Below are 19,878 nucleotides of genomic sequence, written 5' to 3' on the forward strand. Positions count from 1 at the left end.
GCCCTGGGCGCTCCCGCCGCGAACCGGATCAGCCGCCGAGCCCCGCGTCCTGACGGAACAGCTCCTGCTCCAGCCAGACCGCTGCGCGCGCTCCGTCGGCTGCCCCCGTGACCACGAAGGTGAGCGCGTCCGGCAGCGCCTCCAGCCGGGCGGCGTCCCCGGCCGCGTAGACACCGGGCACGCTCGTGCGCTGGAACTCGTCCACGCGGACGCAACCGTCGGGAAGGATCTGGCAGCCGAGCTGTTCGGCGAGCGGGGAGTGCTGCCGGGTGGGTGCCCGGTGGTACACGGCCTGCCGCTCCAGGACCCGTCCGTCCGCCAGGACGAGGCGCACCTCGCCCTCCTTGCCCTCGATCCGGGAGACCCGTGTCTCGTCGACGGCGATCCCGGCCTCGGCGAGCTTGCCCGCCGCCTGCTCGGGCACCGGATGCCCGTTCGTGCACACCATCACGTCGTCGCTGAACCGGTCGGCGACGTACAACGCCTGCATGACCTGGGGGAGTTCGTGACCGAGCACGGCAAGCTTCATGCCCCGGGTCTCCCAGCCATGACAGAAGGGGCAGTGATAGACACCCCGGCCGAAGAGCTCACTCAACCCGTCCACCTGGTCGAGGACATCGACCTGCCCGGTGGCGATGATCAACTTGCGGCCCGGTACCCGCGCGCCGTCCGCGAGCGTCAGCACGAACCCGCTCCCCTCCGTCTCCGCACTCGTCACCAGCGCCTCACGGATCTCCACGCTCGGGTACGCGGTGAGCTGCTCACGGCCTATGCGGCGCAGCTCCGCCGGAGGAAAGCCGTCCCGGCTGAGGAACATGTGCATGTCGGCGGCCGGCGCGTTGCGCGGTGCGCCGCTGTCGAGAAGCAGCACGGCGCGGCGCTGGCGGCCGGCCACCAGCGCGGCGTTGAGACCGGCTGGGCCTCCACCGACCACGAGTACGTCGTACGTCATCGTTCTCCTCCGCTGTGTCCAGGGGGACGTCACATCCGCCACTATTGATAATAGTTATCAATTCCAGTAAATGAGGCCGTTAGATCCGAAGAAGGGTGACTCCCGTGAACTCCACCGCGGCAATCGGCATCCTCGGCGGCTACGGAGCCGTCGGCAGCTCAGTGGTACGTCGCCTGCGTCAGGCAGACATCGGCCCACTTCTTGTGGGCGGCCGGGACCCGTCGCGCGCACAAGCCCTCATCGCCTCGTTCCGGAGCGGTCAGGGCTCGGCGGCCGTCAGCGCCGAGGCGGTTGACCTCTGGTCCGATTCTCTGGACTCGTTCCTCAGCCGCTGCCGGCTCGTCGTCAACTGCGCGGGCCCGTCCTACCGCGTCCTGGACACCGTGGCCCGTGCGGCCCTGCGGCACGGCGTGGACTACGTCGACGCGGCGGGCGACGACCCCGTCCACACCCGGCTGACCACAGCGGGCGGCGGAGCCGGTGCGTGGTCGGCCGCGGGCCGCACCGCGGTGATCTCCGCCGGGGCCCTGCCGGGCCTGTCCGGACTCCTGCCCCGCGTCCTGGTGGATCCGGCGGCACAGCCCCTGCGCCTGGAGGGATACGTGGGCGGGGTAGCCGCGCTCACCCCCGCCGCCGCGGGGGACGTACTCCTCGCCCGGGGCCCCGAACACGGCACTCCCTCCGCCGCCTGGGAGGACGGGCGGATACGCGACCGCGCGCTGGAACCCCGGCGCGACCTGCTCCTTGCGGCCTTCCCCCAGCGGGTGACCGCTTTCCCCTACCTGTCCACCGAGGCCGCCCGGCTCGCCGAGACCGCGGGCATCCGCCGGCTTCACTGGTACACCGTCTTCGGCGGCACGCGCCTCGCGGAAGGACTCGCCATGGCCTGGGCCCTGGACACTCCGGACGCCACCGAACTGGTCCACGCCGCGGACGAGGACGTGCGCCGTCACGGCTCCTGGTACGGGCAGGAGTTCCGCCTGTGGAACGGGACCGGCGACGGCCCGCCGGCCCGCACCCTCACCCTCCGCGCCGAGGACTCGTACGAACTCAGCGGCTTTCTCGCAGCCACCGCGGCGGAGCACGTCCTGGCAGGCCGCGTGAAACCCGGCGTTCACTACGCGGCTGACGCGCTCGACGCGCAGGCGACGGCCAGGGCCCTGGCGGCGGATCCCGCGGCAGAGCTGGAGATGACCTGACCCACTGGCATCGGCCGCAGCCGCGCACCATATCGCCGTCCGGCCCTCCCCTCTCCTGAACCGGGCGGCCCCAGGCGGGCCGGGCCTCGCACCGCCCCCGCCGGCGCTGTCGGCAACTCCGGGAACCGGCGTGAGCAGGCACGCCGCGGCACAGGTGTTCATGCCGGTGTTTCACGCCCGCAGCAGGTCCAGGTCCGATCTGCCGAGCGTCGTGGTGATCAGCAGGTCGGTGATGAGGTTGTGGTTGAGCATGTTCCCGACCGGCTGCGGGACCTCGTCCTCCAGGAGCCCGGGCACGCGGTCCTCTCTGCTGAGGCGTCTGCGCACGTTGGCGACGATGTGGGCGGCGCGCTTGCGGCCCCACGACTCATGCGGCCGCAACTGGCCCAGCTCGAAAGCCACCTGAGCCCACGTCAACGGCTGTGGGCATGGCTCCAGCCGGAGGTAGCGCTGAGCGAGGCAGACCAGCACCAGCTTCTCCTCGGGGCTCAGCTTCCGTACCTCACCGCGCGTCACCTCCTCGTGCAGACCCGGTCCGGCCGACGGGCCGTCCGACGGCCCCGGCGCGGTGATCCGGACCTCCAGGAGATGCCCCTGCTGCGCGGAGACCACGAACAACGGCGTGTAACCGGACGACAGATAGGCATGGGCGCCGCCGAGCAGCAGCCGTGATCCGGGGAACCGGATGGGCAGCCTGCCGGTGTTGTACAGCACCCAGCGGGAGGACTCCCGGACGATCAGCCCCTGCCGCCGGCTGACGCGTGGGTCTCCCGCGCCGACACAGACGTGGACCTCGGGCTCGTTGCGCCCGAACACCAGCGTGAAGTCCGCGTCCGGCGCCACCCTCATCCCGCCGTTCATGCCGAGCACGAAGAGCGTGCCCGGCGGGGCCGCGGGAACCGTGTGGCTGAGGCTGCCGATCTCCCGTGGCAGAAGGCTGACCTTGCTCACCGAACGCGCCGTCACTCTGCCTCCCCGCAATCGATGGGTGCCGATGCTAGGCGCCGACTGCCGGGAGGGGTCCCGCCGCCGTGCCCAGCGTCGCGGCGCCGCTCTCCCGGTGGCACCTCAGGCAGCCGGAAAGCCTCGCACGGGCGCAGCGCGATGACGGTCATCAGCGCTCCCTGCGCCGCGGATGATCCGTGATGTCAGCAGCGGCCTCGACCAGGGCCTGGCGGAACTCCGCCGCGGTGCCGAAACCGATGCGCGGGTGTTCGGTGAGGGCGTGGTCGATCACCTTCGCGAGGCCCTCCGGGACGTCGGGGTTCCGGCGGCGGATCGGCACGGCGGGGCTGTCCAGGACCACCCGCCAGCGGTCGGCGTGCGGCGGGAAGTCACGCGGGGCGGAGCCGGTGAGCATGTAGTACAGGCAGGCCGCGGTCGCCCAGACGTCGACCTCGGGCTGCGCCCGCTTGAACTGCAGCACCTGTTGCCGGGAGACGAACGACGGGCTGCCCGCGCTGGTGCCCGTATGCGTCAGCCCGCTCAGGCCCGCGGCGTCGAACGCCTTCGCCAGCCCGAAGTCGCCGACCTTGGCCATGCCGCCGTGCAGGAAGATGAGGTGCGCCGCACCCTGGTCACGCCCGTCGCGGTACTCGCCGCCGGAGCGGCGACGCCGCAGCGGATGATCGGGCTCTTCGGCGCCTGGTCGTGGGCCGGCGAGAGCCTGCTGGGCGAGGTGGTAGAGCAGCAGCTGCGACCCGAGCTGGACTCCGTGCAAAGCGCGCTGGACCGCGCCCGTGAGCAGCACGACATGGACGTCGTCCGGGCGGTGTCGATGGTGGAGAAGGAGATCGTGCCGCAGCTGACCAGGCTGCGTCCCTTCGACACCGTCGGCGTACGGCGCACCGTCCGCAAGCTGAGCGACCGGACGGCGCTGCTGCTCAACAACTGCGTGATGTCCTCGGGGCCCGGCCCGGCCCGTCCCTTCCGGCGGAGGAGGAGGCCCGGCTGCTCGACCTGGCGCTCGCGCTGGTCGAGACGGACGAGTCCCGCAGGCTCGTCAGGGACAACCTGAAGTTCCTGCCGCTCGGCTCGGCCATGAAGTCGATGAAGAAGGCTCGCACGCAACAACTGCGCCGTGGCGCTCGTCCCCGGGGCCTCGGCGCCCAAGCGTCGGAGCATCCGGCTGCTCGAAACCGCCTCGGCCGTGGCCAGGAAAGGCAAGACGCGCAAACTCATCGACAAGAACCTCACCGGCTTCCGCTACGCAGAGCAGCTCTATGGGGACGACGGATTCTCACTGCCGTCCGGGCCCCGGGCGTCGGATCCGCTCCAGTCGCTGCAGGAGGAGCGGCTACTGGTCCTACTGCCACCGGACCTGCGCAACGCCTTCATGCGAATGCCCCCCGACGCGCGAGCCGAGTTCCTCTCACGCCACCGCGACCTTCTTTGAAGCCGCCCTCGGCCAGGGCCGGTCAGCTCATGTACCGGCCAGCGGGTTCGGCAGCGGCAGATAGCGTGCGTCGGCCCCGTCCGCCCCCGTCCAGCGCAGCAGCAGGTTCGTCTTGCCGGGAAGGGTGGGGGCGGTCAGCAGGGCGGCGATCTCGGGCAGGTCGTGCCGGGCCAGTTCCGCGCGTGCGGCGGGCCAGGGATCGAGGCCGGGGTGGCGCTCCGCGAGGACCGCGGCGATCTCGCACAGGTGATTGACCACCAGGCAGTACACCAGCCGCTCCCACCCGGCGGCCCGCTCCACGTCCGGCAGCAGCTTCACCCCCTCCGCGTCCCGGAACAGCGCCTGCACGGGCGTGCCGTCGGCATCCACGGCGATCAGCGAATTCTGCAGATGCGCTTCGAGTACGACGCCGTGGCCGGCGAAGGCGGCCAGCACCGGTGGGACCACCTGGCGCAGATAGGCCTCCCACCAGCCCGCCGGATCGCCGGTGCCGTCGAGCGGGCTGCCGGTGAAGCCCTCGACGAGCCCGGCGGCGAGCAGCGGGGTCGCGCCGGGCAGGAGGTGGGCGTGCAGTCCGTCGCGGACCAGGACGGCGAGTTCCTCCAAGGCGAAGCCGGCGGTGCGGTAGCCGCGGTCGGCCAGCCAGGCCGCCGGGCCGTCGATCGCGGCGAAGGCGTCGGTCACGGCCGTGTCGATGCGGCGCAGTTTCAGCAGGTCGTGGCGCCAGAGCCGGCGTACGTCATTGGTGATGCGCACATCGAGGCTGAACTTCAGGAAGAGGTCGCGCTCGGGGGCGTACACCGTGCGGATCGCGGCGGTGGGGTGGGCCGGGAACGTGGTCGTGCCGAGCCGGATCAGCCGGCCGTCCGTGAAGGCCGGGGCGAGGTCCTGGCCGACGAGGTCGAGCTGCCAGGGGTGGGCGGGCAGCAGCCGGTAGCCGGGCGGCGCCTCGCCCAGGGTGTCGAGGGCGGAGGTGTCGCCCTCCTCGACGACGGCGTCCTCGCGCACTCCGAGCAGCACCAGCGGGAAGCCGGCGTGCGCCTCGGGGGCGTAGCGCAGCCAGTCGGTGACCGGGCCGCCGCCGCGTGCCTTCGGGGCGGGGTGGCAGGGGTGGCCGGTGATGAGGGACTGCTCGGAGAGCAGATACGGGTCGTCCGGCGCGACGGCACCGGCCCGCGCGGTGAGCAGGGCGGCCACGGCGTCGCGGCTGTCGGTCATCTCGGCGGGGAGTTCGTGGTTGGACAGGCCCGTGTGCCGGGTGAGTTCCTCGGCGACGAGCTTCACCAGCTCGGAGTGGCCGAGCCGCTGCCATCTGCCGCCGACGTACAACTCGGGCTCCGCGGGCCGCCGTTCCCCGCGCACCCGCAGCAGGCGCCCCAGACCGGGCAGCCGGTACACCGGCCGCTCGCCGGGCATCCGTTCCGCCACCGGCCGCTCGCCGGGCATCCGTTCCGCCACCTCGCGCAGCAGGCAGTTCAGCAGCGGGGCCGCCGCATACGCGTCGGCATGTGCCGACGGGTCGTCGGCGGCGGGCGGGGGCATGAGGTCCAGGCGTTCCACTTGTTCCCTACGGTCTGTTCAGGCTGTTCAGGCGGGAGATGATCAGTATGTCTGGCGTCACGCCCCCTCCGTGACGCCCTGTCTGCAACTTTAGGAGCCCGCCCGTGCATCGTCCCCCCACCGTCGAGGCCGAGGTCGCCGAGGAGTTGGCCGTCGTACGCCCCGGTCTCGTGTCGCGGTACTCGGCCGAGCTGCCCGGCGCGCGGGCGGCGGTGCTCACCCGGCTGTGGCGGGCGCTGGCCCATGAGCCGCTGCCGTGGATCGCCCGGCGCGGGCCCGGTGTGCTGCGGCTGTCCGACGGGCGGCGTATGCGGGGCCCGGTCGCCGACCCGTACGCCACCGCCGGGTACGTCACCGCCGTACGGCTCGACGGGGTGTCGTACGACGATCCGGCCCGGTTGATGACGGACCTCGCGGTACCGCACGGGGCGTACCTCGCGTCCGAACTCGCGCACAGCGTGGCCTCGTTGGCGCTGTCCCGGGCCGGGCAGGAGGGCCACTCGGACGAATGGCCCGGCAGTGACTGGGAGTGGGAGCAGCGGGTGGTCGACGGGCATCCGTTCCACCCCAACTGCCGTTCCCGGCCCGGGTTCTCGGTGGCCGAGCAGTTCGCGTACGGGCCCGAGCACCGGCCGCTGGTGCGGCTGGGGCTGATGCCGGTCGGGGCACCGGAGTGCCTGGTGACGGGTGCGTGGCCGGACGACCTGCGGGACGGGGAGCGGCTGCTGATCCCGGTACATCCCTGGCAGGCGGAGCACGTCCTCAAGCGCGCCTGCGACGAGCAGGCCCCCGCGCACCCGCTGATGTCCCTGCGCACCCTCGCCCTGTCCGGCGACCGGCACGTCAAGACCGCGCTGAGCGCCCGGCTGACGTCCTCGGTGCGGGACATCTCCGAGTGGTCGATCTCGACGTCGGCGGTCCTGTCGGCGTTCGCCGAGGAGCTGGCGGCGCGCACGGACGGTCTGCTGCACACCACCCGCACGATCGGCGCGATCACCGCCCACTCCCCCGACCTGGCCGCCGTGGTGCGGGAGTCTCCGCAGGTGTACGGCGAGCGGGCGCGCGGCGAGCGGGTCGTGCCGGTGGCCGCGCTCGCCACCACCGAGCTGCCCCGGTCCCCGTCCTGGCTCGCGGACCTGGCACGGCTGGCGCTCACCGTGGGCCTGCGCCTGCTGGAGCTGGGCGTGGCCCTGGAGGCGCACGGCCAGAACCTCCTCGTGGTGCTGTCCCCGACGGGCGCACCGCTGCGGCTGGTCTACCGCGATCTGGCGGACATCCGCCTCAGCCCCACCCGGCTGGCCCGCCACGGCATCCCGTTGCCGCAGCTGACCGGACGGGTCGTCACGGACGACGAAACGACCCTGCGGCGCAAGCTGTTCGGCTCGCTGGTGGCCGGAGCGCTGGCGGGCACGGCGGGTACGGGTACGGCGTTGCGGGCGGCGCTGGAGACGGCCGTACGAGATCTGCCGCGCACCCCGGATCTCGTCGCGCTGCTGGAAGAACCCCTGCCCACGAAGGCGCTGACGCTGATGCGGCTGTCGCCGGGGACGCCCGGAGACCAGTGGGCCGGGCTGCCCAACCCGTTGCGGGCGGAGACCGTTGTGGAGCACCGTTTTTGAGCGGCACACATTTGATCAATAAGATCCGGCGATGATCACAAGAAAACGGCTCGCGGCGGGCATCTGCGCCCTGCTCGCCACGCTGACGGCCGGGCTCGCCTTCCCGGCCGCGGCGACCGCCGGCGAACCCACGGGCGAGGACGCGCCGAAGGTGAACCTCGTGCTCGACGTCAGCGGTTCCATGCGGGCCAGGGACATCGACGGCCAGTCCCGGATGGCCGCGGCGAAGCAGGCGTTCAACGAAGTGCTCGACGCGACGCCCGAGGAGGTCGAGCTGGGCATCCGCACCCTGGGCGCCAACTACCCGGGCGACGACCAGGAGACGGGCTGCGAGGACACCGCACAGCTCTACCCGGTCGGCCCGCTGGACCGCACCGAGGCCAAGACGGCGGTGGCGACCCTCACGCCCACCGGCTGGACCCCGATCGGTCCGGCGCTGCTGAAGGCGGCCGACGACCTCGACGGCGGCAGCGGCTCCAAGCGGATCGTGCTGATCAGCGATGGCGAGGACACCTGCGCCCCGCTCGACCCGTGCGAGGTCGCCCGCGAGATCGCCGCCAAGGGCATCGGCCTGACCATCGACACCCTCGGCCTCGTGCCCAACGCCAAGATGCGGCAGCAGCTCAGCTGTATCGCCGAGGCGACCGGCGGGACGTACACCTCGATCGAGCACACCGACGAACTCACCGACCGCGTCAACCAGTTGGTGGACCGGGCGGCGGATCCGGTGGTGACGCCGGTGGCGACCGAGGGCGCGGACCAGTGCGCGAAGGCCCCCACCCTCACCTCCGGTCTCTACACCGACCGCGAGGAGTTCGGGCAGCAGCGCTGGTACCGCGTGGAGGTCATGGCGGGCCAGGAGCTGCGGGCCTCGGTGAGCGTCGCGGCCGACCGGGCTGTCAGCCCCGGCTACGGGACGCTGCTGCGCGCCGTCACCGTGCACGGCCGGGAGATCGTGCGCGGTGAGGCCGCGGGCAACGGGCGTACGGACGTCATCTCCACCGGGCTGCGCTACCCGAAGCCCGAACGGGACGACGACAGCGACAAGCCGGCCGCAGAGACCGTGTGCCTCCAGGTCACCCACTCCTTCTCGGCGGCCTCCGGCGTGCAGACCACACCCGGTCTGCCGCTCGAACTCACCGTCGACGTCGTGGACGGGCCGGCGCAGTCGAGCGACGTGGCCTCCTTCGGCCTCGGGCGCGGCTGGTGGCTGCTGGGCGCGCTGGTCCTGACGGGCTTCCTCGCCGGTGTGGTGTGGGGCTGGGTTTCGCGCTGGCGGGTAGCGGTCTGGAGGACCAACTGATGCGTATCACACGGGTGTTGGGCGCGGCGTTGGTGCTGCTCGGGGTGGCCGCGGGTCCGGCGGTGGCGGCCGATGCCCCGACGGAGGCAGGCACGTCCTTCCGTACGGCGACGGAGATCGAGCAGGGCCAGGAGGCGACGGCGAGCGGCTCCGCCGGTGACTACCTGTACTGGTCGTTCCCGGCGGACTCCGGCAGCCGTCCCACCGTCAGGGCCACGGTCGGCCTCCCCCAGGCGCACGCCGCCGAGACCTGGCAGCTCGACGTGTACGACGGACTGCGCCGCCGCCAGGCCTGCCAGTACGGCGCGCAGACCCGCACCGCGGCGCGGGACGCGTCCTCGGTCGAACTGGCCTGCACCCTGCGCACGGTGCGCGGCTGGTCCGAGCCGTGGGCCGACGACCCGCTGCCGGGCACGTACTACGTCCGGCTGACGGTCGTGGACCTGACGGCCACCGACCTCGGCCTTCCGGTCTCCGCGACTGTCGAGGTGTCCGCCAAGGACATCGGCGGTTCGGCGGCGGTGGACGGTTCGCTGGCGCAGCCGCTGGTGCCGGGCATCGCGGTGCAGCCGGAGGAGAGCGAGGAGGGTTCGTCGTCCTCGGCGGTGCTGTCCGCGATCGAGCCGGAGGACGGCTGGTCCTCCGGCTGGTGGTCGGACCGGTGGGTGTGGACCGCGGCGGGCGGCGCGCTGGCCGCGCTCGCCGGGATCGGCGGGTATGCGCTGACGCGGGGGTCGGGACGCCCCCAAGGCGCCTGACTGATCGCCGGACCTTCTGCCTGTACGGCAACTGGCGTCCGAATCTCAGCGACACGCCGAGCGCTCCGGCGTGTCACGTCATGTCACGGCGTGTCGCTGAGACTGAGCACCCGCTTGATTCCCGCCTCGGCCGGCTCACCAACGGTGTGGCTGCGCGGCCGTACGGCGGGCTCACGCCTCCCGGAGGGCCTTGGCGAGGGTCCCCTCGCCGGTCACGGCGATACGGCCGTCCCGTACCGCGTCCGCCAGGCTCGACTCACCCCGCCCGACCGCCTCCCAGGTACCGGCGTCCAGGACCAGCCGGGCGTCGGGCTCCCCGGGCGCGGGTCCGTCGCCGTACACGGGCCCCTCCTCGGCGCCGACGTGCACATGGAACTCGCCCTCCGCCAGCCGGACTTCGACGACTCCCTCGCCCTCCAGCGACCGCAGCAGCGGCAGGGCGAACCAGTGCGCCCGTACGGCGTCGGTGGGCCGCCGCTCGCCCAGCTCGGCCTGCCCCCACGTGCCCAGGGCCTGCAGCACGGGCAGCAACGCCCGCCCGCGGGACGTGAGTTCGTACACGTACGCGGCACCGGGCGGGGGCAGCCGCCGGCGCGTCGTCAGCCCGTCGCGCTCCATGTCCTTCAGCCGCGAGGCGAGTACGTCCGTGCTGACGCCCGGCAGATCGGCGTGCAGGTCGGTGTAGCGGCGGGGACCGGCCAGCAGCTCCCGGACGATCAGCAGGGTCCAGCGGTCGCCGACGAGGTCGAGCGCCCGGGCGGCGGAACAGTACTGGTCGTAGCTTCGGCGAGGTGACATGCGACGCAGTCTAGACGTGTCATTGGACTTTCCAAGCTCGAACTTGGTAAAACCAAGCAACACCAGATACCGGAGGGGCGAGCGCGCATGGAGTTCCGGCAGTCGAGCAAGCTGAGCGAGGTCTGTTACGAGATCCGCGGCCCGGTGATCGAGCACGCGAACGCGCTGGAGGAGGCGGGCCACAGCGTGCTGCGCCTGAACACCGGCAACCCCGCGGCCTTCGGGTTCGAGGCGCCCGAGGAGATCCTCCAGGACATGATCCGGATGCTCCCGCAGGCGCACGGCTACACGGACTCGCGCGGCATCCTGTCCGCCCGCCGCGCCGTGGCGGGGCGCTACCAGACGCTGGGCCTGGAGGTCGGCGTCGACGACGTCTTCCTCGGCAACGGCGTGAGCGAACTGGTCTCCATGGCCGTACAGGCGCTGGTGGAGGACGGTGACGAGGTCCTGATCCCGGCGCCCGACTTCCCGCTCTGGACGGCGGTGACAACCCTCGCCGGCGGCAAGGCGGTTCACTACCTCTGCGACGAACAGTCCGACTGGTACCCGGACTTGACCGACATGGAGTCGAAGATCACCGACCGCACCAGGGCCGTCGTGATCATCAACCCGAACAACCCGACCGGCGCCGTCTACCCGAAGGAGATCGTCGAGGGCATCCTCGACCTCGCCCGCCGGCACGGCCTGATGGTCTTCGCCGACGAGATCTACGACCAGATCCTCTACGACGACGCCGTGCACCACTCGGCCGCCGCGCTCGCCCCCGACCTGGTCGTCCTCACCTTCTGCGGCCTGTCCAAGACCTACCGCGTGGCGGGCTTCCGCTCCGGCTGGCTGGTCATCACCGGCCCGAAGCAGCACGCCAGGAACTACCTGGAGGGCCTGACCATGCTGGCCTCCATGCGGCTGTGCGCCAACGCGCCCGCCCAGTACGCGATTCAGGCCGCGCTCGGCGGCCGGCAGTCCATCCGCGAGCTGACCACGCCGGGCGGGCGCCTGCGCGAACAGCGCGACACGGCCTGGCAGAAGCTCAACGAAATCCCCGGCGTGTCCTGCGTGAAGCCGAAGGGCGCGCTCTATGCGTTTCCGCGTCTCGACCCGTCCGTCCACAAGATCCACGACGACGAGAAGTTCGTCCTGGACCTGCTGCTGCGCGAAAAGATCCAGGTGGTCCAGGGCACCGGCTTCAACTGGCCCACCCCCGACCACTTCCGCATCCTCACCCTCCCGCACGCGGAAGACTTGGAGGCGGCGATCGGCCGGATCGGCCGGTTCCTGAGCGGCTACCGGCAGTAGATGCCGTAGAACCTGCCCCCCCTACGCCAGAGCGACCTCGCACCAGACCGTCTTCGTGTACGGGTCTCCGCAGGTCGTTCCCCAGTACCCGGCCAGGGCCTCGACGAGGACGAGACCCCGGCCCGACTCCGCCTCGGCGCAGCCCGACGGGAGCGTCCCGGGCGCGGGCGGGCGACGGTCGGGGCGGGCGTCCGAGACTTCGATACGGAGCGTGGCGCCCTCGGGGTACAGGGTGAGCCGGAGCCGGAAGTCACGGCCCCTCACCCGCCCGTGCAGCACCGCGTTGGCGGCGAGTTCGGCCACCAGCAGCGTCGCCGTGCGGTTGGCCTCCGTGTCGTACGGCCAGCCCCAGCTGTCGAGTTGCCCGGCCGCGAGACGCCGGGCGAGACGGGCGCCTCTGGGGGTGGACGAGAGGCGGATGGTGAAGTGGCGGGTGGGGGTGGGGGTGGGCTGGGGTGCCCTCAAGTGGGCAATATCGGCGTTCATGTCACTCAGCGTGCTCGGCCGTATCTACTCTGAACAGCAATGACGGCGGTACGCAGCGTCACTGTCCGGGCGATGTCCGGGCCTGTCCGGGCGCCGACGCGTGACGCCGTACTCCATAGGGGAGTTGGGTACGGGCGGCGGCACAGGGAGGTGTCCGGGCGGTGAGTGTGACGGGGCAGGGGTCGCAGGGCGACGGGATGGAGCCGTACGGCAGCGATGACGAGGAGTCGGCGGCCGTACTGCGGACCGTCGGCAAGGTCATCAAGATGTGGCGGGAACAGAAAGGGCTCACCCAGGCCGAGTTGGGGGCGGCCATCGGGTACAGCGAGGAGCAGGTGTCCTCGGTGGAGCGGGGTCGACGGGCCCCCAAGGCGCAGTTCCTGGAGGCCGCGGACCAGGTTCTCGGCGCGGGCGGGATGATCGCCGGGCTGACGAAGGACGTGGAGGAGGCCCGGTATCCGAAGAAGGTGCGGGATCTGGCGAAGTTGGAGGGGGAGGCGGTGGAGATCTGCGCGTATGACAACTCCGTCGTCAACGGGCTCTTGCAGACGGAGGATTACCTGAGGGCCGTGTTCGGTTCGCGGCGGCCCGCCTTCTCCGAGGATGAAGTGGAGCGGCTCGTCGCGGCGCGGCTGGCCAGGCAAGGGATCATCGACGGACAGCAGATGATCCCGGCCCTCAGCTTCGTGCATGATGAGGCGACTCTGCGGAGGCGAGTCGGGGGCAGAATGGTGCTGCGCCAGCAGCTCGAACGGCTGTTGGAAATCGGGCAGATGCGGAACGTGGAGATGCAGGTACTCCCCATGGATCGCGAGGACAACGCAGGTCTCGGCGGACCCTTCCACCTGCTGCGGCTCAAGGAAGGCATCACGGTGGGGCACAACGAGGTTCAGCGGACCAGCCGACTGGTCTCGGAGCCGAAGGAGATCCAGATCCTGGAACTGCGGTACGGGGTCATCCGGGCTCAGGCCCTTCCACCACGAGAGTCGCTGGCCTTCATCGAGAAAGTTCTTGGAGAGACATGAGCGTCAAGCCCTCGGCCGGTCACGGCTCCGAGTTCACGTGGTTCAAGAGCAGCTACAGCACCGACGACGGACCTGCCTGTGTCGAGGTCGCTTGCGCCCCGGACGGCGTCCACGTACGCGATTCCAAGCACGCGCCGGGCCCCCAACTCGCCTTCACCCCCCAGCAGTGGGCCACCTTCGTCTCGTACGCGGCCGATCACTGACGTACCCCTGCCTGCGCCCGAGGAGTTGGACGAAGGGAGCGTTCCTCCGTGACGCATGCTCACGAGGAAGAAGTCCTGGCCAGGATCGCCAAGGGGCTGGTCTACACCGAGTCGGAAGCGGCCTTCCAGGCTCCTCGGCGCCGCACGGAGCAGATCTTCGAGTACAACCACACACCACCGGGCGAAACGGAGAAGCGCCGGTCGCTGCTCGTCGAGATCTTCGGCTCGGTCGGTGAACGCACGGTGCTGCTGCCGCCGTTCCACGCCGGGTTCGGCAGCAACGTCCACATCGGCGACGACTTCTTCGGGAACGTGAACCTCACGTTCGTCGACGACGTGGAGATCCGCATAGGCGACGGTGTCATGATCGCGCCCAGCGTGACACTGACCACGACGGGGCACCCGGTGCATCCCTCACGACGCGCTGACTTCGGACGGTTCTCGGAGCCGATCGTGATCGAGGACAAGGTCTGGATCGGCAGCAACGCGGTGGTCCTGCCCGGCGTTCGCATCGGATACGGGTCGGTCATCGGCGCCGGCAGCGTCGTCAGCCGCAGCATCCCCCCGATGACGGTCGCGGTCGGAACCCCTTGCAGGGTTGTCCGCCCCATCACGGACGACGACCTCACCACCCGTACCGCCGGGTATTAGCACTGCGATGCCCCAGGAAAGCTGTTGCGCATGCCGCCATCCGGATGTTGACGTAGCACGGTGACCAACCACATTGACGTGGCGGATGTCCGACCGCTGACACTGGCTTGGGTCAGCCGGCACCTGGGGGTCGGCGAACGGGTCGTCAGAGCCGACGCGCTGCAGGGCGGCATCACTGCCGAAGTGCGGAAACTGACCATCGGCACGCGGGACGGAGGCACCCGTGACCTGGTGCTGCGGAGCTTCGTCGACCCGTTCTATGGGGAGCACGCCGGGGACTGGCTGAGCCGGGAGGCCGGGGCCCTGAGGCTGCTCGCGGGGACCGGTGTGTCGGCTCCTGGACTGGTCGCGGTTGATCCGGCAGCCGCGCATTGCGAGTACCCGTCGCTCCTGATGACACATCTGGCGGGCCGGACAGTACTCGACGATGAGGGAGTGGAGGCGCGCGTTCCGCTGCTGGCCCGTCAACTCGTGGCGATCCACGCGTTGCGGCCCGCCGAGCGGCCCCGGGATTACGTGGCGTTGACGACCGCCGACACCGTCGTGGTCCCGACGGGTGCCGACGCGGCGGCATGGGCCGCGGCGATCGATGTGATCCGCAGGCCCGCGCCGCCCTATGCAGGGCGATTCCTGCACCGGGACTTCCAACCCGGCAATGTGCTGTTCGAAGTGCCGCCCCCAGAGGGGACAGGTGCCCGGATCACGGGGGTCGTCGACTGGGCAGCGACCTCCTGGGGCCCGGCGGATCTCGATGTGGCGCACTGCTCCGTCAATCTCGCGCTGCTGCACGGCCCGGCGTGGGGTCTGCGATTCCCTGCGGCGTACGAGGAGGCCGGCGGAGTGCTGGCTACGGCCGCCGGCGAGCGGCTGTACTGGCAGGTGCGGGACGGGCTGGCGTCCTCAGAGGAAGTGCAGTCGGTGGCGCAGGCTTGGCGGGAGGCAGGGAGGCCAGAGCTGACGACGCGAGTTGTGGAGGAGCGGCTGGATGCCTATGTCACCGCCCTGATGGAGGCGCTGAGCTGAGCCAGAGCGGCCGGGGGCCGCGGGCACGGCGGCGGGCTCCGGGCCCGGCTGCCGCCGTATCCCGGGAGCTCACCACAGCGAGCAGGAAAGCTCCGGCGGCTTTCGGAGGGCGCGGGCCGAACGCGCTGGCTCCCGCGTCCCGGCACAAGGCACTGCCTCCGGCGCTCGCCGGGCGCGGCAGGAGGGACTTCGCAGACGTGTGCCTTTAGTCACATACTCGGGCTTAAGTGGGGTGTCAGCCTCTCGTCATCGGATCAGTTCGACGATGGGAGGCGCTGATGGCGATAGATCTGACCACGGACTCGACGCTCGTCGACCCAGCACTGTTTCGCGAGGTGCTGAGTCACTACCCGACCGGGGTCGTGCTGGTGACGGCCATCGCCTCGGACGGCGAACCGGTCGGCATGCTCGTCGGTACGTTCACCTCCGTCTCGCTGGACCCGCCGCTCGTGGCGTTCCTGCCGCGCCGGAACTCCGAGACCTTCGCGCGGCTCCGTACGGCGACGTCGTTCTGCGTGAACGTCATGGCTGCCGACCAGGCAGACCTCAGCCGCCGCTTCGCCGGCAAGGAAGCCGGCAAGTTCCGCGGCGTCGACTGGCATCCCTCGCCGGCCGGTGCGCCCGTCATCGACGGGACGATCGCCTCGATCGACTGCACCACGGAGTCCATCACGGCGTCGGGCGACCACTACGTCGTCATCGGATCCGTCACCGACGTGCGGGTCCACCGCTCCGGTTCACCCCTGGTCTTCCTGCGCGGCGCCTTCGGCACCGTCACGGCCACTGCCACCGCCACCGCCACCGCCACCGCCACCGCCACCGCCACCGCCACCGCCACTGGGTGATCGGCCACGGCCGCAGCGGCAATCTTCCACCACGCAACCACACGACAATGAGGTCCAGACAGTGCTCACACTGATTGACGAAGGCAGCGGAACACAGCTGCGCGACGACGCAGTCGTCGATATGACGGTGACAGGCTCAGGTCCCCCCCTGCTGTTGCTCCACGGGGTCGAAGGCACCGCCGCTGACAGCGAGTTCGTCTCGGCCCTGTCCGCCGACTTCACCGTCTACGCTCCCAGCCACCCCGGATTCGGGCTCTCGCCGCGACCCAACTGGTGCGACAGCGTCGACGACCTGGCCTACCTGTATCTGGACTGGATGCGCGCCCAGGGCCTGGACGAAGTCACCCTCGTGGGCCTGCAGTTCGGTGGCTGGGTCGCGGCTGAGATCGCCATCCGGGACTCCAGCCGCCTCTCCCGCCTCGTCCTCGTGGACTCGGTCGGCGTGAAGGTCGGCGGACGCGAGGAGCGTGACATCGCCGACGTCTTCGCGATGCCCCGCACCGAGCTGGACGAGAGGATGTTCGCCACCCCGCACGGTCGGCGTGGCGACCTGCGGCTCGCCGATCCCGACGCCGTCCTCCACATCGCCCGCAACGAGGAAGCGCTCGCCGTTTACGGCTGGGAGCCCTACCTGCACAATCCGCGCCTGAGCCGGTGGCTCGCCCGCGTCGACACCCCGACCACGGTCATCTGGGGCGAGCAGGACGGCATCGTCACACCGGACTACGGCCGACGCCTGGCCGCCCTCATCCCGGGCGCCGCCTTCGAGACGGTCGCGGACGCCGGGCACTGCGCGCAGATCGACCAGCCTTCCGCTGTGGCGCAGCTCATCACACACGACAAGGGCTTCCTCGCAACCCGCGGTCTGATCGCCGCAGAACGGTGAACCTGCCATGACCATGAACATCTACTACTTCACCGAAGCCCCCTACCCGCACCTGCCGCCCGCGGAGACCTACCCCTCGGTTCGCAACAGCCTGCCCAACGGGCTCATGGACCCGGACATCGCGGCCGACCTGTGGGACCGCTACCTGCTGGAGTGGCAGATCGCGGACGAGGCCGGGCTCAACGTGATGGTCAACGAACACCACTCCACGCCCACCTGCCTGAATTCCACCGTGCCGGTGAGCGCGGCCGTCCTGGCGCGACTGACGAAGAACGCGCGCATCCTCATCCTCGGCAACCCCGTCGCGAACCGGAACGACCCGGTGCGCATCGCCGAGGAGATGGCGATGATCGACATCCTCAGCCGGGGGCGCCTCGACGTCGGCTTCGTGCGCGGGGTGCCGTTCGAGATCGCGCCCACCAACTCCGCCCCGACCATGATGAGCGAGCGCCTCTACGAGGGGATCGACCTGATCCGCAAGGCGTGGACAAGCCACGACGGGCCCTTCAACTGGGAGGGGCGGTTCTACCACAGCCGCCAGGTGAACATCTGGCCGCGCCCCTACCAGCAGCCGGCTCCCCCCATGTGGGTCAGCACCACCACGCCCTCCAGCGTCCGGCGGATCGCCGACTACGACGCCACGGTGGCCACCTTCATGCTCGGCCACGAGGGCACCGCCAAGGTCTTCGCCGCCTACCGCGAACGAGCGGCCGAACTCGGCCGCTCGGAGGGCGTCGAGAGCAAGCTGGCCTACTGCGGTCTCGTCTACACCGGCAAGACGGACGCCGAGGGACTTGAGGGAGCCCGAAAGCTGCTCTGGTACCTGAAGAGCAACAAGGTCACCTTCGAGTACGCCCAGCCGCCCGCGTACGGGCCGTACGCGGCCCGCGCCGAGGGGCTGCGCGGCGTCTACAACGGCTTCGAGACCAAGATCCGGTCGATGTCGCTGGAGGGCTTGATCGACAACGGCACCGTCTTCGCCGGCAGTCCGGAGACGGTGCGTGGGCAGATCGAGCGCTTCTACGAACTGGTCGGTGGCTACGGGAACATGATCCTCATGGGCCAGGCCGGGTTCATGGGCCACGACGAGACCGTCGCGGGCATCCGCACGTTCGCCGACAAGGTCCTCCCGAACCTCGCCCACCTCCAGGCGGGAGCCGTCCATGCCTGAACTCGACGAGAAGGTCACCAGCAGCTTCGTCGACGTGGGTGGCCTGCGGACCCATGTGCTGGAGGCCGGTGACGGCCCTGCAGTGGTTCTGCTGCACTCGGGCGAGTACGGCGGCTCGGCGGAGACCTCCTGGGGCCTGCTGATGCCCGCTCTGGCCGACGCCGGCTACCGGGCCATAGCCCCCGACTGGCTGGGTTTCGGCCTGAGCGACAAGGTCGTCGACTTCGGCGACCCGACCGGTCGCCGGCTGCGGACGATGGCCGCGACACTGGCCGAACTCGGAGTCGAGCGACCGGCACTCGTGGGCACCTCGATGGGCGCCACGGTGGCCGCGCGGGACCTGGCCTCGGACAAGCCGGCGTTCGACGCCGCCGCCTTGGTGATGACCAGCGGTGGCGGCTTCGCGCCGGACAACGAGGCGCGTCGCTCGATCATCGACTACGACATGAGTGTGGAGGGCATGCGGCGCATCCTCGACACGATCATGTACCGCAAGCACCTGGTGAAGGACGACGAGTACGTCGCGTGGCGCCACCAGCTGAGCCTCATGCCCGGTGCCTGGGAGTGCACGGCCTCGGCCCGCCTCCGCCCTGCCCGGGTGAGCGAGACGACGGAGCAGCCCATCTTCGGCAAACCCGACCCGACCGAATACGAGAGGATCCGGATCCCCACCCTGATCGTCGCCGGCGCGGAGGACGGGTTGCGCCTGCCCGGGTTCGCCGACGAGCTCGTCGCCCGCTTCGCCGATGGTGAGCTGCGGCTCTACGAGGACTGCGGTCATCTTCCCAACCTCGAATGGCCGGAGCGTTACGCTGATGACGTGATCGACTTCCTCGACCGCCGCTACCGACCCACCGCGTAGGGCGCGATGTCCGCCACAGGGCCAGGCACGGACATGCTCGTCCGTGCCTGGTCGAAGAGCTTCCTCGCACCGCTGGGCCCCGAACTGCGGGACCGGCTGTTCGAGGGCGTGCACCTGAGCCGGGTGGCGGCTCGCCAGGTCTTGTTCGAGCCCTTCGGCCCTCCCCGCCTCGTACTGATCGCGAGCGGGATCGCCCGGGCGTACAACACCTCGCCGGACGGGCGGGCCGCCGCGGTCCGCTATGTGCGGGAAGGACAGTTCATCGGACTTCCCACCACCGTTCTGGGCCATTCGCCCATCGGCGCCGAGGCGGTGACGGCCTCGGAGGTCTACTTCTTCAACCCGCTGCAGTTCCGCTCGCTCGCGACCCAGGACGTGCAGCTGGCCTGGCTGGTGGCGCGGGAGCTGGCCCGGATGATGCTCGTAGAGCAGGAACTGCTGCAGAACAGCCTGTTCGGCACGGTCGAGCAGCGGGTCGCGCGCCACCTGCTCGAACTGGCGACACGAACGCCCAAGGGCCTCGTCGTCTACGCCGAGCAGCACCGCATCGCCGACTCGATCGGATCGGTGCGAGAGGTCGTCGCGCGGACCTTCCGCAAGTTCCGTGACGCCGGCCTCATCGAGCGGATCGCTGAAGGCACCCGCCTGGTCGAGCCCGCCCGGCTCGAAGCGATCGCGTCCGGCGAGGAGGAGCCGCCGCCCGCTCGGGCGTGACCTGCCGACAGCGGCGATCGCTCCGTACCCGCCGGCCGCCGGCAGGGCAACGCCCCGTCGGCCCGTCCCCGGCCCCGGCCCCCGCCCCCCCGGCGGATCGACCGGACGCTGTCGGCGAATCCCGCGCGACGG

The 19,878-nt window shown here is 70.8% G+C and carries 22 protein-coding genes; 16 read left to right on the forward strand and 6 right to left on the reverse strand.

Annotation, left to right across the window (positions count from 1 at the left end):
• Positions 1-28 precede the first annotated feature (28 nt).
• On the reverse strand, positions 29-952 hold the full coding sequence (locus GFH49_RS36005; protein ID WP_155060261.1) for an NAD(P)/FAD-dependent oxidoreductase: 924 nt from the start codon (positions 950-952) through the stop codon (positions 29-31).
• A 104-nt stretch (positions 953-1,056) separates the two neighbouring features.
• Between GFH49_RS36005 and GFH49_RS36010 the strand changes: the two genes are divergently transcribed.
• The gene (locus tag GFH49_RS36010; protein ID WP_155060262.1) at positions 1,057-2,151 is read left to right on the forward strand and encodes a saccharopine dehydrogenase NADP-binding domain-containing protein; all 1,095 of its coding nucleotides are present in this window, start codon (positions 1,057-1,059) and stop codon (positions 2,149-2,151) included.
• Positions 2,152-2,322: 171 nt separating this feature from the next.
• Here GFH49_RS36010 and GFH49_RS36015 read toward each other — a convergent pair whose 3' ends face one another.
• Together GFH49_RS36015 and GFH49_RS36020 are read right to left on the reverse strand one after the other, a co-directional pair.
• Positions 2,323-3,117 carry a hypothetical protein gene (locus tag GFH49_RS36015; RefSeq protein WP_230396694.1) on the reverse strand — a complete coding sequence of 265 codons (795 nt, stop codon included), beginning with the start codon at positions 3,115-3,117 and terminating at the stop codon, positions 2,323-2,325.
• A gap of 148 nt (positions 3,118-3,265) precedes the next feature.
• Complete coding sequence (locus tag GFH49_RS36020) at positions 3,266-3,691, reverse strand: protein kinase family protein (RefSeq protein WP_155060263.1); 426 nt, start codon at positions 3,689-3,691, stop codon at positions 3,266-3,268.
• 6 nt (positions 3,692-3,697) lie between these two features.
• On the opposite strand from GFH49_RS36020, the gene GFH49_RS36025 reads away from it, so the two are divergent.
• Complete coding sequence (locus tag GFH49_RS36025) at positions 3,698-4,168, forward strand: hypothetical protein (RefSeq protein WP_155060264.1); 471 nt, start codon at positions 3,698-3,700, stop codon at positions 4,166-4,168.
• A 63-nt stretch (positions 4,169-4,231) separates the two neighbouring features.
• Complete coding sequence (locus tag GFH49_RS36030; RefSeq protein WP_155060265.1) at positions 4,232-4,546, forward strand: hypothetical protein; 315 nt, start codon at positions 4,232-4,234, stop codon at positions 4,544-4,546.
• Positions 4,547-4,573: 27 nt separating this feature from the next.
• Here GFH49_RS36030 and GFH49_RS36035 read toward each other — a convergent pair whose 3' ends face one another.
• Complete coding sequence (locus GFH49_RS36035) at positions 4,574-6,088, reverse strand: IucA/IucC family protein (RefSeq protein WP_155060312.1); 1,515 nt, start codon at positions 6,086-6,088, stop codon at positions 4,574-4,576.
• 122 nt (positions 6,089-6,210) lie between these two features.
• Here GFH49_RS36035 and GFH49_RS36040 point away from each other — a divergent pair, with 122 nt between their 5' ends.
• From GFH49_RS36040 to GFH49_RS36050, 3 genes are read left to right on the forward strand one after another with little or no spacing between them, the layout of a single operon-like run.
• The gene (locus GFH49_RS36040) at positions 6,211-7,725 is read left to right on the forward strand and encodes an IucA/IucC family protein (protein ID WP_155060266.1); all 1,515 of its coding nucleotides are present in this window, start codon (positions 6,211-6,213) and stop codon (positions 7,723-7,725) included.
• A gap of 31 nt (positions 7,726-7,756) precedes the next feature.
• Complete coding sequence (locus tag GFH49_RS36045) at positions 7,757-9,028, forward strand: VWA domain-containing protein (protein ID WP_155060267.1); 1,272 nt, start codon at positions 7,757-7,759, stop codon at positions 9,026-9,028.
• Entirely contained in the window at positions 9,028-9,786 is a 759-nt protein-coding gene (locus tag GFH49_RS36050; RefSeq protein WP_155060268.1) for a hypothetical protein, read from the forward strand. The genes GFH49_RS36045 and GFH49_RS36050 overlap by 1 nt, the downstream gene beginning before the upstream one ends.
• A gap of 171 nt (positions 9,787-9,957) precedes the next feature.
• Here the strand turns inward: GFH49_RS36050 and GFH49_RS36055 are convergent, their stop codons facing one another.
• Positions 9,958-10,584, reverse strand: coding sequence for a winged helix-turn-helix transcriptional regulator (locus tag GFH49_RS36055; protein ID WP_155060269.1), 627 nt, complete (start codon positions 10,582-10,584; stop codon positions 9,958-9,960).
• A gap of 87 nt (positions 10,585-10,671) precedes the next feature.
• Here GFH49_RS36055 and GFH49_RS36060 point away from each other — a divergent pair, with 87 nt between their 5' ends.
• Positions 10,672-11,880, forward strand: coding sequence for a pyridoxal phosphate-dependent aminotransferase (locus GFH49_RS36060; protein ID WP_155060270.1), 1,209 nt, complete (start codon positions 10,672-10,674; stop codon positions 11,878-11,880).
• A 21-nt stretch (positions 11,881-11,901) separates the two neighbouring features.
• On the opposite strand, the gene GFH49_RS36065 is transcribed toward GFH49_RS36060, so the two are convergent.
• On the reverse strand, positions 11,902-12,366 hold the full coding sequence (locus GFH49_RS36065; RefSeq protein ID WP_155060271.1) for an ATP-binding protein: 465 nt from the start codon (positions 12,364-12,366) through the stop codon (positions 11,902-11,904).
• A gap of 197 nt (positions 12,367-12,563) precedes the next feature.
• Here GFH49_RS36065 and GFH49_RS36070 point away from each other — a divergent pair, with 197 nt between their 5' ends.
• The 9 genes from GFH49_RS36070 (at position 12,564) to GFH49_RS36110 (ending at position 19,746) form a co-directional block, all read left to right on the forward strand.
• A complete protein-coding gene (locus GFH49_RS36070) occupies positions 12,564-13,391 on the forward strand; it encodes a helix-turn-helix domain-containing protein (RefSeq protein ID WP_155060313.1) in 828 nt (275 codons plus the stop codon).
• Complete coding sequence (locus tag GFH49_RS36075; protein ID WP_155060272.1) at positions 13,388-13,594, forward strand: DUF397 domain-containing protein; 207 nt, start codon at positions 13,388-13,390, stop codon at positions 13,592-13,594. Before GFH49_RS36070 ends, GFH49_RS36075 begins: the two co-directional genes overlap by 4 nt.
• A 48-nt stretch (positions 13,595-13,642) precedes the next feature.
• Positions 13,643-14,245: a sugar O-acetyltransferase gene (locus tag GFH49_RS36080; protein WP_155060273.1), complete on the forward strand. Its 603-nt coding sequence runs from the start codon at positions 13,643-13,645 to the stop codon at positions 14,243-14,245.
• Between the two features lie 60 nt (positions 14,246-14,305).
• Positions 14,306-15,268, forward strand: a complete 963-nt coding sequence (locus tag GFH49_RS36085; protein WP_155060274.1) for a phosphotransferase family protein — start codon at positions 14,306-14,308, stop codon at positions 15,266-15,268.
• A gap of 278 nt (positions 15,269-15,546) precedes the next feature.
• Positions 15,547-16,113 carry a flavin reductase family protein gene (locus GFH49_RS36090; RefSeq protein ID WP_155060275.1) on the forward strand — a complete coding sequence of 189 codons (567 nt, stop codon included), beginning with the start codon at positions 15,547-15,549 and terminating at the stop codon, positions 16,111-16,113.
• A gap of 61 nt (positions 16,114-16,174) precedes the next feature.
• The gene (locus GFH49_RS36095; RefSeq protein ID WP_230396695.1) at positions 16,175-16,999 is read left to right on the forward strand and encodes an alpha/beta fold hydrolase; all 825 of its coding nucleotides are present in this window, start codon (positions 16,175-16,177) and stop codon (positions 16,997-16,999) included.
• A gap of 7 nt (positions 17,000-17,006) precedes the next feature.
• Positions 17,007-18,170, forward strand: a complete 1,164-nt coding sequence (locus tag GFH49_RS36100; protein ID WP_230396696.1) for an LLM class flavin-dependent oxidoreductase — start codon at positions 17,007-17,009, stop codon at positions 18,168-18,170.
• Complete coding sequence (locus tag GFH49_RS36105; protein ID WP_155060276.1) at positions 18,163-19,032, forward strand: alpha/beta fold hydrolase; 870 nt, start codon at positions 18,163-18,165, stop codon at positions 19,030-19,032. The genes GFH49_RS36100 and GFH49_RS36105 overlap by 8 nt, the downstream gene beginning before the upstream one ends.
• A gap of 6 nt (positions 19,033-19,038) precedes the next feature.
• Positions 19,039-19,746, forward strand: a complete 708-nt coding sequence (locus GFH49_RS36110; protein WP_155060277.1) for a Crp/Fnr family transcriptional regulator — start codon at positions 19,039-19,041, stop codon at positions 19,744-19,746.
• Positions 19,747-19,878: the final 132 nt, after the last annotated feature.

Origin of the sequence: Streptomyces blattellae (assembly GCF_009709555.1) — a bacterium.
Lineage (GTDB): Bacteria > Actinomycetota > Actinomycetes > Streptomycetales > Streptomycetaceae > Streptomyces > Streptomyces blattellae.